At 52.5% G+C, this 15,283-nt stretch carries 14 protein-coding genes and 1 tRNA gene; 11 read left to right on the top strand and 4 right to left on the bottom strand.

Annotated elements, in window-relative coordinates; translation table 11 throughout:
• Positions 1 to 50: 50 nt before the first annotated feature.
• The gene (gene gloA2, locus ACQGQ5_RS10390) at positions 51 to 443 is read right to left on the bottom strand and encodes an SMU1112c/YaeR family gloxylase I-like metalloprotein (RefSeq protein WP_455736436.1); all 393 of its coding nucleotides are present in this window, start codon (positions 441 to 443) and stop codon (positions 51 to 53) included.
• 164 nt (positions 444 to 607) lie between these two features.
• On the opposite strand from gloA2, the gene ACQGQ5_RS10385 reads away from it, so the two are divergent.
• On the top strand, positions 608 to 2,005 hold the full coding sequence (locus tag ACQGQ5_RS10385) for a peptidoglycan binding domain-containing protein (protein ID WP_455736435.1): 1,398 nt from the start codon (positions 608 to 610) through the stop codon (positions 2,003 to 2,005).
• 116 nt (positions 2,006 to 2,121) lie between these two features.
• Here ACQGQ5_RS10385 and ACQGQ5_RS10380 read toward each other — a convergent pair whose 3' ends face one another.
• Positions 2,122 to 3,210, bottom strand: coding sequence for a LacI family DNA-binding transcriptional regulator (locus tag ACQGQ5_RS10380; RefSeq protein WP_455736434.1), 1,089 nt, complete (start codon positions 3,208 to 3,210; stop codon positions 2,122 to 2,124).
• Positions 3,211 to 3,691: 481 nt separating this feature from the next.
• Between ACQGQ5_RS10380 and ACQGQ5_RS10375 the strand changes: the two genes are divergently transcribed.
• The 10 genes from ACQGQ5_RS10375 to ACQGQ5_RS10330 all read left to right on the top strand — a co-directional run bounded on the left by ACQGQ5_RS10375 (position 3,692) and on the right by ACQGQ5_RS10330 (position 13,609).
• On the top strand, positions 3,692 to 4,864 hold the full coding sequence (locus ACQGQ5_RS10375; RefSeq protein ID WP_455736433.1) for an ABC transporter substrate-binding protein: 1,173 nt from the start codon (positions 3,692 to 3,694) through the stop codon (positions 4,862 to 4,864).
• Positions 4,865 to 5,010: 146 nt separating this feature from the next.
• Positions 5,011 to 5,853, top strand: a complete 843-nt coding sequence (locus ACQGQ5_RS10370; protein ID WP_455736432.1) for an ABC transporter permease — start codon at positions 5,011 to 5,013, stop codon at positions 5,851 to 5,853.
• Complete coding sequence (locus ACQGQ5_RS10365; RefSeq protein WP_455736431.1) at positions 5,850 to 6,671, top strand: ABC transporter permease; 822 nt, start codon at positions 5,850 to 5,852, stop codon at positions 6,669 to 6,671. Before ACQGQ5_RS10370 ends, ACQGQ5_RS10365 begins: the two co-directional genes overlap by 4 nt.
• On the top strand, positions 6,647 to 7,408 hold the full coding sequence (locus ACQGQ5_RS10360; protein ID WP_455736430.1) for an ABC transporter ATP-binding protein: 762 nt from the start codon (positions 6,647 to 6,649) through the stop codon (positions 7,406 to 7,408). Before ACQGQ5_RS10365 ends, ACQGQ5_RS10360 begins: the two co-directional genes overlap by 25 nt.
• Before the next feature lie 11 nt (positions 7,409 to 7,419).
• Complete coding sequence (locus ACQGQ5_RS10355; RefSeq protein WP_455736429.1) at positions 7,420 to 8,160, top strand: ABC transporter ATP-binding protein; 741 nt, start codon at positions 7,420 to 7,422, stop codon at positions 8,158 to 8,160.
• Positions 8,161 to 8,172: 12 nt separating this feature from the next.
• Positions 8,173 to 9,627 (top strand): FAD-dependent oxidoreductase, encoded by a 1,455-nt coding sequence (locus ACQGQ5_RS10350; protein ID WP_455736428.1) that lies wholly within the window; start codon positions 8,173 to 8,175, stop codon positions 9,625 to 9,627.
• A complete protein-coding gene (locus ACQGQ5_RS10345) occupies positions 9,617 to 10,885 on the top strand; it encodes an NAD(P)/FAD-dependent oxidoreductase (RefSeq protein WP_455736427.1) in 1,269 nt (422 codons plus the stop codon). The genes ACQGQ5_RS10350 and ACQGQ5_RS10345 overlap by 11 nt, the downstream gene beginning before the upstream one ends.
• Before the next feature lie 3 nt (positions 10,886 to 10,888).
• Entirely contained in the window at positions 10,889 to 11,266 is a 378-nt protein-coding gene (locus tag ACQGQ5_RS10340; RefSeq protein ID WP_455736426.1) for a DUF1667 domain-containing protein, read from the top strand.
• Entirely contained in the window at positions 11,250 to 12,746 is a 1,497-nt protein-coding gene (locus tag ACQGQ5_RS10335) for a lactate racemase domain-containing protein (RefSeq protein WP_455736425.1), read from the top strand. Before ACQGQ5_RS10340 ends, ACQGQ5_RS10335 begins: the two co-directional genes overlap by 17 nt.
• A 77-nt stretch (positions 12,747 to 12,823) precedes the next feature.
• Entirely contained in the window at positions 12,824 to 13,609 is a 786-nt protein-coding gene (locus ACQGQ5_RS10330) for a sulfite exporter TauE/SafE family protein (protein ID WP_455736424.1), read from the top strand.
• Between the two features lie 343 nt (positions 13,610 to 13,952).
• Here the strand turns inward: ACQGQ5_RS10330 and ACQGQ5_RS10325 are convergent, their stop codons facing one another.
• A complete protein-coding gene (locus ACQGQ5_RS10325; RefSeq protein WP_455736423.1) occupies positions 13,953 to 14,753 on the bottom strand; it encodes a hypothetical protein in 801 nt (266 codons plus the stop codon).
• A gap of 440 nt (positions 14,754 to 15,193) precedes the next feature.
• Positions 15,194 to 15,269 (bottom strand) — tRNA-Ala (locus ACQGQ5_RS10320).
• Positions 15,270 to 15,283 lie beyond the last annotated feature (14 nt).

Genomic DNA, 15,283 nt, shown 5'->3' with positions numbered 1-15,283 from the left:
CCCTTTTAGCCGAACCGGCGGGACGCCCGGTTTGCATACACGCTCTCATGTCAACCTTGATAAATTTCGATGGGAAGATCGTCGGGATCATGAAAAAACGTGCATTTTTTATTTGTAAATTCGTCAATCCGGATGGGCTCTGTCGCCACGCCATGTGCAAGCAGAAACGAGCAGACCGCCTCGATGTTTTCCACCTCAAACGCGATATGGCGTAACCCGGCCGCTTCCGGATAGCTAAGACGTTTGGGCGGAGACGGGAAAGAAAACAGCTCCAGACTGCAGGAATCGCTGATTTTCAGGTCAAGTTTGTAAGAATCCCGCTCGCGGCGATAGACCTCGCGGATAACGGGCAGGCCCAGAAGGCCAGCATAGAATTCTTTGGATCTCTGATAGTCTGAGCAAATGATCGCAATATGATGAACTTTATTGAAAATTGGCGGCATACCGGAGTCCCCTCTCATGGTATCGATCCGTGTACTTTGAAATATTATATCAGCTAAAAGCCTGAAACGCAAAAAAAGTTAAACTGCGGTATTAGAGTTTTAAAAGCAGAAATGCGCACATATGATAGGATTGATTATAGATGTGACGGTAGGGATAGAGCCATATGAGACATATTGATCTAAAAAAGCTCCTGAAAAGCGGGCCTGCGGAAAATATTTTCATTTCAGCGGCTTCCATTGCATTGCTCTATACACTGGTTTCCCTGTACTTTTGCAGCCATTTCTTTTTCAATACGGAAATAAACGGAGCGAATGTCTCATTAAAAGCGTACGGAACTGCGGATCAGGCGGTCAGAGACTATATGAAGGGCTACGAACTGCAGTTAACGGAAAGAAATGGGGAAACGGAGAAGATAGCGGGACACGATATCGGCTTGCGGTATCATGAAGAAGTCGGGATTTCTGGTATTTACCCTCTGCAAAGACCGTTTCAATGGATAAGCTCGTTATTTGAAGGTAAAAAATATACGATCAATGATTTATATCTTTACAATCAAGACCTTTTAAAAAAGGAAATTGACCAATTAAGTTGTTCCAATAGGACTGCCGAGGAACCGAAAAATGTCACTTTTCAGTATTCCAACGGGTTCTATGAAGCGGTCAAAGAAGTATATGGGAATGCAATCCTTCAGGATCGGTTGAACAAAGCCGTAAAGACGAGGATTGAAAAGGGAGAAGCAAAGTTAAATTTAGAGGAAGAGCATTGCTACAAAGAGCCGGAGTATACCTTGAGCTCCTATAAAACGCACATAGTAGAGAACCTGCTGAACAGATATGTATCCGCAAATATCACTTATCGATTCGACGGGAAAAGGGAAACGGTAAATGGGGATACCATCCATAAATGGATTACTGTCAGTGAAGATTTGGGAATTGCAATCAATCAAACCGCAGTTAAAAAATATGTCATTGAATTGAGCGGAAAATACGATACGGTCGGAGCGGCAAGAAGCTTCAAAACATCCGTGGGGAAAACCGTTGCGGTGAAAGGCGGTCTTTACGGGTGGAAAATCGACCGGCAGGCCGAAGCGGAAGCGCTGTTGGAAAATATAACGCGCGGGGAAGCAGTGGAAAAAGAGCCGGTCTATGCCCAGAGGGCTTTATTCAGAGGGGAAGATGAAATCGGCGATACCTATTTGGAAATCAACATAACAAAACAGCATGTATGGTTCTATTTGGACGGAAAGCTCCTGACCAACGGCTCCGTGGTAACCGGAAATCCCAACAGGGGATGGTCCACTGTGACCGGGGTTTACATGCTCAATTACAAACAGGAAGGCGCCGTTTTAAGCGGCCAGGGATATGAAGCCAATGTCACTTACTGGATGCCCTTTTTCGGAAATACAGGATTGCACGACGCCAGCTGGAGATATTCCTTTGGAGGAGAGATCTATAAAAGAAACGGGACTCACGGATGCATCAACGCCCCGTTCTATCTGGCGAAAACGATTTTTGAAAATATAGAAGTAGGAACCCCCATCATTTGCTATGAAGAAGGATAAAAAGAGATCATCACGCACCATGCTCCGGATTCCAGACGGGTATTGATATTTTGCCCGTCGTCTGAGGGATTTGAACCTTTGTGGTCCAAATCCCTTTCCTGCTTTTTAACCTTTGTTCATGGCTTTGGTTCCACGCAGGAGTTTGCCGCTTCCGTGGGCAGCTCTGCGGCGGTTCGCGGCGTGGCGGGAGGAGCGGAACAGCTTTCCCGCCGCACGATGTGGCACGGTACGATGACCTTCAGAGGCGAGGAATGCCCGCCGTTGATGCGGTCGATGAGCACGCGTGTCGCGATCTTTCCCATCTCGTCCAACGGGATGTGGATGGTTGTGAGCATCGGCGAGACATACCGGTCTGCTTCGATGTCGTTCGCACCCATTACCGAAAGATCCTCCGGCACCCGAATCCCGTGGCCCTTGCAGGCCTGCAGTACCCCGATGGCGGTATTGTCGTTGGCACAATAAAGCGCTGTGGCGTCCATACCCTGCGCCAGAAGACGTTCCAAACCCCGGAAGCCGCATTCAAAGGAAAGCACCGGATTTGTGGCAATGTTCCGTTCGCTGCGCTCAAGATCCAGCAGTTCCAGCCCGTGCAGGTAACCCCGGAAGCGGGCCTCGTTCCGATCCGTTCCCACAAAGCCGATGCGGTGATGTCCAAGGCCGTACAGATAACGCACAGCCTCCTGAGAGGCCAGATAGCCGTCGCAGATTATGCCGTCGCATCTCACGTCCAGATCGTTCCATCCAAGATAAACGGTTTTTTTGAAATGCTTGCTCAGAAGCTGGTACAGCTGAGACTGAAACCTTCCGATGATGATGAGCTGATCGCTGGAAGCCTCCTGCATAAACTGATCGGTAGAGCCGTTTTCGATTCCGCCCGAATAAAAGGTGTATTTCAATGTATAGCCGTTTTGGAAGGCTTCACGCTCGATACTGGATATGGCGTGGGTGAAAAAAGGGTCGTCCCGCACCTCCTCGGGTGAGCAGGCCACGAGGCAGTAGATGGAACTGATCGGCTGCGGCGAGGTCTTACCGGACTTCTTCAAAGACTGGGCTTCTCTGTTGGGCATATAACCGCCCGCCTGCGCGATTTTCCATATGCGTTCCTGAATTTCTTTGCCGGCGGCACTTGGCGATGTAGCGTTAAGCACCCGGGAGACGGTTGAGATCGACACATGGGCTTGGGCTGCAATTTCCTTTAAAGTCATATACAACAGCTCCTTTGCTTAAAAAGATAGCACAAAAATACGCAAAAGACAATAAAATTCAGAAACAATTTTCGGGCTATTATGGAATTTTTTGTAGTAGTTATGCAAAAAGTACAATTCAATTGACAGATATCACAAAAATTTGACCGTAAAACTTGCAAATAAGTGGGAATGAAAACGTTTGGGTAAAACGGAGTGTAAAATTTACGAAAATCGCTTGCAGTGTATCAGCGAAAATGGTACCTTTGTAATAGAAAAAATCGACGGATGTCGAAAGGAAAATGCCGCAAAGATGATCTGGATTTGCGAGATATTTGGGTTGAATTTCTACGCAAATTGAAGCAAAAACTGAGGATTGCAGGACCATTCTTGTGCTTTTGATGATGCGGTTTGGTTTCTGACATTTGCGGAGGCTTCTGCCTGGTTTAATCTTTCAGATTTCGGCGGCATTAAGAGCTTATGTATTGAAAGGGGAAACAACATGAAAAACATGAAAAGAGCACTTGCACTGTTTCTTACGCTTGCAATGATCTGCACGACAATGGCTGGCTGCGGCGGAACCGCGGACTCCGCGTCCTCTGCGGCCTCAAGTGCGGAAGGAAGCGCTGCGGGCACGGAAAAATCCGGCACCACCTTCGGCCTTACCCCGCTGGACAAGCCCACGACCCTGCGGGTCGGGTTCTTTTCCGGCTCCGCACACAGCATGCCCTTCTATATTGCCGACAAAATGGGATTTTTCAAAGAATTGAACATCGATGTGGAATATGAATCCTTTATTAACGGCCCGGCGATGATGGAGGTAAGCTCAAACTGGGATGTGTGCGACGTGGGAGGCCCCGGCGTCCTGAACGGCATGAAGAACCACGACGTCCATTTGATCGGGTTGTGCGACAACGAATTGAACACCGCCCTTTTTGTCCGCCCGGACAGCGACCTTGCAAAGGATCCTGCGAACCCGGATCTGTGGAAAGGCAAGACCATCATTCTTAACAGCGGAACGACCCTGCAGTATATGTGCGCGAGTTATCTGAACAGCATCGGCTCCAGCATCAACGACGTGAACATTGTCAGCATGGACGTTACCAGCAGTCTGACCGCGTTTAAGGCGGGTCAGGGCGATGCGGTCTGCGCATGGAACGCCGTGGCGTACAACGCGGACGACAGCGGACTCGTGCGTGTGACGGACATGAGCAAGATGGGCTTGAACAACGTCTGCGGACTGTGTGCGACGGGGGACGCCGTTAAGAACAAAGCAGATTTGCTCAAACTGACCTGGATGGTCTATTACATGACCGCGGCATGGTGCCAGGAGAGCGATGCAAACATGTCCAAGGCGGTGGAGCTTTATGTGCAGTCCTGCGAGGATGAGGGCGTGGCGTCCAGCGAGTCGATCTGTGAGCGCGCACTGAAGATTTTCAAATGCCCCTCCGTCAAGGAAAGCTACACCGATATGACGACCAAAGTGACGGACCGTTCCGGCTCCGGAGAGGTTCTTCAGGCTTCCAATTATCTTTTTGAAACGCTGGACTTCTTTATCGGACTGGGAAGCTATACGGCGGCGGACCGTAAGAACATTCTGGACAAGGGCCTCGTCGACTCCTCGGTTGCCGAGTCCTGTAAGGATACGCTGACGCAGCTGGGATATCTTTCGTAAAGAGGCGCCTTCCGAAAAACAGCAATATCTTATGGGATCGTCCCGGCCTCCTTAACCGGTTGGATCGGACGATCCCGAAGATTCTATAAGCGATTATTTCAGCACCGGCATGATGCGTCGTAACAAGCCTTTAAGGAGGAACGAATATGAGTGAAAAAGAATACGAGGCTGCCAGACTGACAGACGAAGAACGGGTCCAGCTGGTACAGCGCCAGAAGCGCCACAGCGATTACCAGCTGACGATGCTTTCCATTATCGGCGTGTTGGGCTTTCTGATTCTATGGCAGGTGGCGGTCGCGGCAAGCTGGCTGCCCAGCCGGTACGTGCCCATGCCGTCCAGGGTCGTCGAACTGTTTTTTGAAAAATGGACGGACCCCAATCCGGACGGCGCGACGCTGGGCCTGCATATCCTGAGCAGCCTGCAGGTGGCGCTCACGGGCTTCGGACTGGCGATCGTCATCGGTGTGCCGCTGGGCCTGCTCATGGGCTGGTACCGTGCTTTTGACAAATTTATGCGCCCGATCTTTGAGATCCTGCGCCCGATCCCGCCCGTTTCATGGATTCCGATCACGATCCTTTGGCTGGGCGTGGGCCTGAAAGCAAAAGCGTTTATCGTTTTCTTCTCGGCCTTCGTTCCCTGCGTGATCAACGCTTATACCGGAATCCGGCAGACGAGCCCCGTGCTGATCAATTTTTCAAAAACGTGCGGCGCCTCTAATTTCACGATTTTCAGAAAAATCGGGATTCCTTCCGCCATGACCATGACCTTTGCCGGCATACGGGTGGCGCTGGGCAATGCGTGGGCCACGCTCGTAGCGGCGGAGATGCTGGCTGCGAGTACCGGACTGGGCTATATGATCCAGCAGGGCCGTCAGTTTGCCCGGCCCGACATCATCATTCTCGGCATCGTGGTCATCGGCGCCATTGGGGTTCTGTTCACTTCGCTGCTGGGCAGGATCGAATACAGAGTATTGGGGTGGAAGAAATGAAAAAAACGGAAGAGACGATCGTGTGCAGCGAATATGAGCGCAGGGAACGACGGCGCAGCAAAATTTACAGCGTGCTTCCGTTCGTATCCGTTGCACTGCTGCTGCTGCTGTGGTTCGCGGCATCTTCCGCGGAAGGCAGCAACTTTCCCTCGCCAAAGGACATCGCCGACAGATTTACCCTGTTTCTGCAAAAGCCCATTAAGAACCTGAGCCTGATGGGCCATATCTGGGCAAGCCTCCAGCGCGTTTTCATCGCGTTGGGCATATCCTGGCTGGCCGGCATTTCCTTCGGCGTACTGATCGGCTGGAACAAAAAGGCGAACGCCCTGTTGGGCCCGCTGTTTACGGCCTTCCGCTCGGTTCCTCCTCTGGCCTGGGTACCGTTGGTGACCATGTGGTTCGGAACCGGTGAGTTCCCGAAGATCCTGATCGTTTTTGTCGGTGCGCTGATGCCGGTGGTGGTAAATACAGAGGCCGGCATTGCCAACGTACAGAAGCTGTATCTGGACGTAGGGAGCATTTTTAACGCCAGCCAGCGCCAGATGTTGTTTGAGATCGCCATTCCCTCGGCGCTGGACGCTATATTCGCGGGCATCCGGACATCCACCAGCGCGGGCTGGATGGTAGTGCTGGCAGCCGAAATGCTGGGCGGAAAATCCGGCGTGGGTTTTCTGATTACCCGCGGCATGGATTCGGGGGATTATTCCCTTTGCCTGCTTTCAATGATCTGCATCGGTCTGGTGGGTGCGCTGCTGGCTGTTATTATTCAAGTCTTAGAAAGGATCATCTTGCCATGGACAGCAAAAAAATCAAGCTGAAACTGGAAAATATCTCCCAAAGCTATATCGTCAAGAACAAGGTCTTTGACGCGGTTGTCGGCGTGTCTCTGGAAGTCAGAGAGTCTGAATTCCTGGTCGTTCTGGGCCCCGGACGCTGCGGAAAATCCGTACTGCTCAATATGATCGCCGGACTGGAAAAACCGGTGGAAGGGCGCATCCTGCTGGATAGGGAGGAAATCCGGGGCAGCGACGAGCGAATCGGCATGGTGTTTCAGAAGCTGGCGCTGATGCCGTGGAAAACCATTATGGAAAACGTCGAGTTCGGTCTCAAGATAAAAGGGATGAAAAAAGGAGACCGGCGGGAAATCGCACAGAAATACATCGATCTGGTAGGCTTACAGGGCTTTGAGAAATGCTATCCCAATCAGCTTTCCGGCGGCATGAAGCAGCGGGTGGGTATTGCCCGCGCCTATACGAACAACCCGGAAATCCTGCTGATGGACGAGCCGTTCGGCCAGCTGGATGCCCAGACCCGCTACGCCATGCAGGACGAAGTCCTGCGGATATGGGAAGCTGAAAAGCGCACGGTTATTTTTGTGACGAACAACATCGAGGAGGCCCTGTATTTGGCCGATCGAATTATTTTGCTGACAAACTGTCCGGCGGCGGTCAAGGACATCTATGAGATCAATCTGCCGCGGCCGCGCAATGCGATTGACCCGGAGTTTTTGCGCCTGCGAAAGCTGATCAGCGAAAACACCGACCTAGCACTGTAAGGAGGCGCATGATGAGCGAATATAAAGTGGAGGTCAACAACCTCACCAAATATTTCGGGAACCTGCATGTTCTCGACAACATCAGCTTTAAGGTCAAAAAGGGGGAATTCGTCTGTATCGTAGGCCCGACGGGCTGCGGAAAGACCACCTTTTTAAACCTGCTGACCCGTATTTATATGCCCTCCAAGGGCGACCTTTTGATCGACGGGGAATCTGCGACCCCGCAAAAGCATAATCTGGCGTTTGTCTTTCAGGAGCCTTCCGCCATCCCGTGGAAGACGGTGGAGCAGAACCTGCGCTTCGGCCTGGAGCTGAAAAAGCTTCCAAAGGGGGAGATCGACAAACGGGTGGAAACTATCATTAAGCTTATGGGTTTGGAGCCGTTCCGTGACGCTTATCCTCATCAGCTGTCGGTAAGCACCGAGCAGCGTATTATCATCGGTCGGGCCTTTGCCATGAATCCGGATCTTCTGCTGATGGACGAACCCTACGGCCAGATGGATATCAAGCTGCGCTTTTATCTTGAGGACGAAGTGATCCGCCTGTGGCGGGAACTGGGCAGTACGGTGATCTTCATCACGCACAATATCGAAGAGGCCGTTTATCTGGCCGAACGCATTCTGATCCTCAGCAACAAGCCCACCACCATCAAAGAGGATATGAAGGTGGAACTGCCCCGCCCCCGGGACGTGACCGATCAGGCGTTCATCGACATCCGTCAGTATGTCACCGATCAGATCAAGTGGTGGTAAGGAGAATAATGTATGTATGATGTTTTGATTGTGGGCTGCGGCGTGGTCGGCGCGGCGATGGCCTATGAACTGTCACGGTATGACCTTTCGGTATGCGTATGTGAGCGCTCCAACGATGTGGCCAACGGAGTGACAAAGGCGAACAGCGCCATTCTGCACGCCGGATTCGACTGTCCCGTCGGCAGCCTGGAGGCCAGACTGAACGTGGAGGGCGTGAGGCTGGCCAAAGAGATCTGCGAAAAGCTGGACGTTGAGCGGCGGGAGATCCCCAGCTTTGTCATTGCTTTTAATGAACGGGAGAAAAAAGAGTTGGATGCCCTTTACGAGCGGGGCATAGCCAACGGCGTGCCGGGCGTGCGCATTATCGGCCCGGAGGAAGCCCTGGCTTTGGAGCCCGGTCTGAATCCCGGGTTGATCGCCGCCTTATACGCGCCCTCCTCGGCGATTATCAACCCCTGGGAGTATGCCATTGCCATGGCCGAGACCGCCGTGACCAACGGCGCCGTGGTCAGGCTTTGCAGTCCGGTTACGGACATTGAGAAAATGCCGGAGGGGCATTTTAAGGTGACGGCCGGGACGGACGTTTACGAGGCAAAGTATGTCGTTAACGCGGGCGGCGCGTTCTCGGCGGACGTCTACCGGCTGGTGGGCGGAAACGACTTGAAACAGACCAATTTTTGCGGACAGTACTACGTGCTGGACAAAAATCAGGGAAAACTCATCAATTCGGTTATTTTTCCGTGCCCTGACGAGCACGGCTTTAAAGGTGTGCTCGTGGCGCCCACCGTACACGGCAATCTGATTGTAGGCCCGGATTCCTATGTGGTCGAAAACGGAGACTGCGTGGCCACCGTTTCCCCGCTGCTGGAGGAGCTTCAGGAACACGGCCACCGTTCGGTGCCCGGCATTGACTTCCGGCAGATCATTCACGAATACGCGGGCGTGCGGCCCAACACGCAGATACCGGATTTTGTTATCGAAGAATCCGGAATCTGTCCGCATTTTATTAATCTGGCGGGAATCAAGAGCCCGGGACTGTCCAGTGCGCCGGCGATTGCAAAAGAGGGCGCGAAGCTTCTTGAAGGCTGCGGCCTTGTCCTGAATGAAAAGAAAAACTTTATTGATAAAAGGAAGCGGATCAAATTCCGCGAATTGAGCCGGGAAGAGCAGGAGAAGATCATTTCTCAAAATCCGCTTTACGGCCGGGTCATCTGCCGCTGTGAGACTGTGACAGAGGGCGAGATCGTGGAGGCTATCCACAGGCCCATACAGCCGCGAACCATCGACGCCATCAAGCGCCGGTGCAACGCGGGCATGGGGCGGTGCCAGGGCGGCTTCTGCGGCCCCCGGGTTCACGAGATACTGGCGAGGGAACTGAACGTCTCGCCCATGGACATTCTCATGGACGAGCAGGGTACCTTCCTGCTTACTTCGCCAATCAAGGAGGCGGATGATTATGAAGCTTGAATACGACATTGTCGTGGTGGGCGGCGGTCCGGCCGGTTTGGCGGCCGCCTGCGCGGCAAAGGAAAACGGAGCGGAAAGCGTACTGATTTTGGAACGGGACAAAGAGCCCGGCGGCATTCTGAACCAATGCATCCATAACGGCTTCGGACTGCACTACTTTAAAGAGGAACTGACCGGCCCGGAGTATGCCGCCCGCTTTATCCATAAGGCAAATCTTATGGGCGTGGTGTTAAAACTGGATACGATGGTGCTTTTGATCGAGGGCAAAACCGTATACGCCGTCAACGCCGCGGAGGGGCTGCTCGAAGTGCACGCAAAAGCGGTCGTCCTGGCGATGGGCTGCCGGGAGCGCACCCGCGGCGCCATCGGCATTCCCGGCGACCGGCCGGCCGGCATCTTTACGGCAGGTACCGCCCAGCGCTATATCAACGTCGAGGGCTGGATGGTCGGCAGACGGGTGGTTATTCTGGGCTCCGGCGATATTGGTCTCATCATGGCGCGGCGCATGACCCTGGAGGGCGCGAAGGTGCTCGCCTGTGTGGAACTGTGTCCCTATTCCAACGGGCTCAACCGAAATATCGTTCAGTGCCTGAACGACTATAACATTCCGCTGTATCTCTCTCATACTATCACCGGAATCGTTGGTAAGCAGCGGGTGGAGAAGGTGCTGATCTCCGAAGTCGGACCGGACAGAAAGCCGATTCCCGGTACGGAGATAAGCCTGGACTGCGACACGGTGCTGCTGAGCGTGGGACTTATCCCTGAAAATGAGCTGACCCGCGCCGCAGGCATTCCCATGGACAGCCGTACCAACGGCTCGGTCGTATACGAGAATATGGAGACCGAAATGCCGGGCGTCTTCAGCTGCGGCAATGTGGTTCATGTGCATGACCTCGTCGATTTTGTTACCGCGGAGAGCCAGCGCGCCGGAAAGGCCGCAGCCGAATATGTCAAAGCGGGCGGGGAGGAGATGCCTGGCCGGGTGCTGAATCTCAAAAATGGTCCGCGCGTCAATTATACGGTGCCTCAGAAAATCCGTCCCGGCAAGGTGGAAAAGTCCGTCGATGTCTTTTTCCGCGTAAACAACGTCTATCACGGCGGTACGGTCCGCGTGACGGACGGCGAAAACGTGCTCTGCAGCTTTAAGCGGGACCATCTGGCACCCGGAGAAATGGAAAAAATCACAATTCCGGCAGGATTGCTTAACAAGGCGCTTGGGGATGGGCTGACCGTGGAGCTGGCCGTTAAGGAGGAATGAACGATGACTGAACTGATCTGTATTGTCTGCCCAAAGGGCTGCCACCTGCGCGTGGATGAAGAAAATGGCTACCGGGTCACCAATTTTGGCTGTCCCCGCGGTGAAGCTTACGGTAAAAAAGAGCTTACGAATCCTACCCGGGTGCTGACCAGCATCGTACATATCCGGAACGCGGCGCATCCGTGCTGTCCGGTCAAAACGTCCGGAGCCGTACCAAAAGCGAAAATCCGCGAGGTGATGCGCATGCTGAATACGGTTTGCCTGAGCGCTCCGGTAAAGATCGGCGACGTGGTGGTGCCCAATGTATGCGGAACGGGCTGCGACTGGGTCGCCACCAAGGATATGGGAAGGGAGAACGGAAGCAATGAAATTAGAATTTGAATATGGTCAGGGCATGATGAGTGCCGAGCTGCCCGACGATACGGACGTTTTTATCCCAGGTGAAACCGTCCCGGACCCACCCTGCCTTCCACAGGATTGGGACAGTCTCTATCACGCGACGCTTGAGAGCGTCCGGAACCCGATCGGCATGCCGGCGCTTTCAGCGCTCGCGCACAAGGGCAGCCGGGCTGTCATCATCATCCCCGATATCGTAAAGGGGGGCAATCAGCCCACAAGCCACCGAAAGGTGGCAATCCGGGTCTGTCTCGACGAGCTTTACGGCGCAGGCGTTGAAAAGAAGGACGTTCTGCTTCTTATTTCAAACGGCCTTCATCCGCGAGCGACCGTTCCGGAAATGAAAACCATTCTTGGACCGGATCTTTTTAATGAATTTTACCCCTCCGGACAGATCACAAGCCACGACAGCGAGGATTATGAGCATCTGATCGATCTTGGCTACACCGCAAACGGCGATCACGTCATCATGAACAAGTATGTTTATGATGCCGACGTTGCCATCCTGATCGGCCATACGCAGGGCAACCCCTACGGCGGATATTCCGGTGGATACAAACACTGCTCGACGGGCATCACGCATTGGCGGAGTATCGCGGCCCATCATGTTCCCCAGGTCATGCACCGTCAGGACTTCGTCCCCGTGTCCACCAACAGCGAGATGCGGAACAAGTTCGATCAGCAGGGCCAGTTTATGGAAGGGAAAATGGGAAAGAAATTCTTCTGCTGCGACGCCGTTCTGGATACGAAATCCCGCCAGATCGAGATCAACTCGGGCTGGGCAAAGGAAATGCAGCCGATCAGCTGGAAGATGGCTGACAAGCGCACCTATATCCACTGGGCCAAAAAGAAATATGACGTCGTCGTGTTCGGCATGCCCACGAACTTCCATTACGGCAACGGCATGGGAACGAACCCGATCCAGATGATGCAGGCCCTCTCGGCACAGGTCATCCGGCACAAGCGGATTCTCAGCGACCACTGTGTTTTCATCGTTTCCAGCATCTGTGACGGCTATTTCCACGACGAACGCTGGCCGTATCTCCGGGAGCTGTACAACCTGTTCCAGCACGATTATATGCAGATTCTGCCGGACATGAACCGTTACGGAGAATACTTTGCGACCAATGAGGACTATATCCGGAAATATCGGTTTGCGAATGCGTTCCACCCCTTCCATGGCTTTTCCATGATGAGCTGCGGGCATATTGCGGAAATGCACACCAGCGCGATTTATATCGTGGGTGCCAGAGAGCCGGGTATTGCCCGGGGAATGGGGCTGAAAACCCGCGCGACTTTCGAAGAGGCGCTTGAGGATGCCAAACGGAAATTTGTTGGGGAAAATCCCAACATTCTCGCTCTGCCCCAGACCTTTACGACCGCGGCGGTTCATTTGTGCATGAAGGACCCCGACAAAAACAGCACTTTCAGGGACGGCGCTTCCGATCATCCCTGCTGCGGCTGAGTGCCGCAGAGTCTGCGCGGCCTGAACAGGGACAGCGCTGCGCGCCGTGCCTCTATTTTTAAGGAGCGTTACACGTCATGACCATTATTTTGCTGCTTATCAGCTTTCTGGCCAGCGTCGCCGGGGCGATCTGCGGGATCGGCGGCGGTGTCATTGTGAAGCCGGTTCTGGACAGTCTGTCCGTCGCGTCGGTTTCAACTATCAGCTTTCTGTCGGGCTGCATGGTGCTCAGTATGTCCTGTTACTCGGTGTGTAAGGAACTGCTGAACGGAGAAAGCCAGGTGGCCTTTAGAACCGTCACCCCTCTGGCCGTCGGCGCGGCGGCGGGCGGCATTCTGGGGAATAACCTGTTCAGCTTACTGCGGGCCGCAGCCGCTCAGCCTGAGCGGGTAGGAGGATATCAGGCTGTCAGCCTTGCAGTTATTGTTCTGGGAACCTTGCTGTATACGGTCAAAAGTGACCGTATACGGACGCATAACGTCCGAAATATTCCGGCTTGCCTGATGATCGGCCTCCTGCTTGGACTTATATCGAGCTTTCTGAGCATCGGCGGCGGACCCATCAATCTGGTACTGTTTTACTATTTCTTCTCTATGTCCACGAAAACAGCCGCCCAAAACAGTCTGTATATCATTTTTATCAGCCAATTGGCCAGCCTGCTGACGACTCTTGCCACGCGCAGTGTGCCGGAGTGCAGGATAATCTGGCTGATCGCAATGGTAGCGGGAGGAGTCATGGGGGGAATTGCCGGGCGAGTTCTGAACCGGCGCCTGAATGACGAACAGGTGCGTAAGCTCTTTATTGCCCTCATGGCAGTTATTATTGTGATCAGCTGTTACAACGCGAAGCAATTTTTATTCTGAGGCAGGACCCCATACGGAAAAACTGGACTGAGCATGCCTGTCGCATCACGGACAGCGATACCGGCGCTTCAAAGATTCCCTCTCTGACTCCAGGCAGTTTTCCGACATAAATAATTACAGAGCATATCGGTGACCTTTAAAATGATATTGTGAGAATTCCATTTTAAAGCCATTCATCGAATATGCTCTGCTTTTTTATTTTTTCTCAGATTCTTGAAACCTTGGAAAATGCGGCTTTTGTCCGCACCGGATGAGGTCAAAAAAGTTTATTCTCCGCCCGCCCACAAGACAGCACAAAATTCATTTGCGGCGGCATAAACATTTACTGCGGCCAATGCGCAGATTATCGTACAAAAACATCACCGTTTTTCAGTCCGAACTCATTGTAATCGCCGCTTATCAGCTGCAGAGAATTATTTTCGGTACGTTTGAATTTCAACTCGTCGGACAACCAATTATGGCCGGTAGCATCATAGCATTTCAGTTCAAGGATGACGGTATCTTCGCTGCCGACAAAAGTATAAAGGTCTCCTTTATACCCGCTCCAAAAGATCTGAACATATTTTTGACCGTTCATTGTTCGTACTACATCGTCACTGTTTAAAGGATATTTCCATTTGTCTAACAAACAATAGGATTCCACAGAAATCGTTGCGCGCGAATCCTGCCCCGCGGAAAACCTGCATACAAAGGCAGAAGAGCCGTCATATTTCTGTCTGTTTTCTTCCGTATTAAAGAAAATCCATTCCTTTGAGCCGTATAGCGAATCCCAGTTTTTTGCCTTGTCCATGGGAACCGGCTCGCTGTGCGGCTTAGGTTTTGACGAAACGGCAGGCTTTACTGCTGAGGAAGTGGATTTTTTGCTGGAAGAGGAGCTGTTCGCTTCTTCGGCTTTTGATGTGCTTTCTGCTTTATTTGTGGTTTGTGAGGAAGTGCTTTGCGAGAAACTGTACAGCTTTTTATTTTCCTGCACTTGCTTTGATGATACAACGACCTGTTGGCTTTCTTTCAGCACAATGTTTCCGCTGCTGTCAACGGCTAATATGTCATTCGTGACAACCTTCCCGGTTTTGGAGTCTAAGATATTGCCATGATCATCCACCGTATAAAATTGGTAAACAGAATAATCTGCAGAGCTTGACACAGTTTGCGATACCGTCCGGGACGAGCCGGAATCATTTGTACCGGGACTTTGTTTGCTGCACCCGCACAAGCTGCAGAATATACCCAAAACCAGAACAAAAGTGAAAATTTTACGCGTGAATAGCCCTCCCTTTGCGGCCCGAAAGCCAATACCGATCAGTCCCCTGATCCGCTCAATCACGTCAGGGCCGAATCTATATCTTATTTTATCATATAAAAAAAGAAGTCGATTCTTTTGCAGAAATCGGCTTCTTTTGATAAAAATCTGGTGGAGACGAAGAGGATCGGGCGGTCCGGTTTCCGCCCGCGTTCCGCGAGTCCCTGCCTTTTTCCCGGTGCGCGGGCCATCGTGCTTTTTCTCTGTACTTGCGCCGGAGTCCGATCCCTCATCAATCTATAAAACCCAAGGCACCGACCCTTTAAGAGTCGGTGCCTTGGGTTTGGTGGAGACGAAGAGGATCGAACTCTCGACCTTACGGATGCGAACCGTACGCTCTCCCAGCTGAGCTACGCCCCCACAACGAAAGCTAT

Source organism: Caproiciproducens sp., from assembly GCF_053840905.1.
The sequence above is the reverse complement of the archived record's forward strand: the minus strand, read 5'-3'. Positions and strand labels throughout refer to the sequence as shown.

Bases quoted from the DNA above. Each gene is read 5' to 3' on its own strand.
- ACQGQ5_RS10355 (WP_455736429.1), top strand. From the start codon at position 7,420: ATGAGCGAATATAAAGTGGAGGTCAACAACCTCACCAAATATTTCGGG.
- ACQGQ5_RS10350 (WP_455736428.1), top strand. From the start codon at position 8,173: ATGTATGATGTTTTGATTGTGGGCTGCGGCGTGGTCGGCGCGGCGATG.
- ACQGQ5_RS10345 (WP_455736427.1), top strand. From the start codon at position 9,617: ATGAAGCTTGAATACGACATTGTCGTGGTGGGCGGCGGTCCGGCCGGT.
- ACQGQ5_RS10375 (WP_455736433.1), top strand. From the start codon at position 3,692: ATGAAAAACATGAAAAGAGCACTTGCACTGTTTCTTACGCTTGCAATG.
- ACQGQ5_RS10330 (WP_455736424.1), top strand. From the start codon at position 12,824: ATGACCATTATTTTGCTGCTTATCAGCTTTCTGGCCAGCGTCGCCGGG.
- ACQGQ5_RS10360 (WP_455736430.1), top strand. From the start codon at position 6,647: ATGGACAGCAAAAAAATCAAGCTGAAACTGGAAAATATCTCCCAAAGC.
- ACQGQ5_RS10370 (WP_455736432.1), top strand. From the start codon at position 5,011: ATGAGTGAAAAAGAATACGAGGCTGCCAGACTGACAGACGAAGAACGG.
- ACQGQ5_RS10335 (WP_455736425.1), top strand. From the start codon at position 11,250: ATGAAATTAGAATTTGAATATGGTCAGGGCATGATGAGTGCCGAGCTG.
- ACQGQ5_RS10385 (WP_455736435.1), top strand. From the start codon at position 608: ATGAGACATATTGATCTAAAAAAGCTCCTGAAAAGCGGGCCTGCGGAA.
- ACQGQ5_RS10380 (WP_455736434.1), bottom strand. From the start codon at position 3,210: ATGACTTTAAAGGAAATTGCAGCCCAAGCCCATGTGTCGATCTCAACC.
- gloA2 (WP_455736436.1), bottom strand. From the start codon at position 443: ATGCCGCCAATTTTCAATAAAGTTCATCATATTGCGATCATTTGCTCA.
- ACQGQ5_RS10340 (WP_455736426.1), top strand. From the start codon at position 10,889: ATGACTGAACTGATCTGTATTGTCTGCCCAAAGGGCTGCCACCTGCGC.
- ACQGQ5_RS10365 (WP_455736431.1), top strand. From the start codon at position 5,850: ATGAAAAAAACGGAAGAGACGATCGTGTGCAGCGAATATGAGCGCAGG.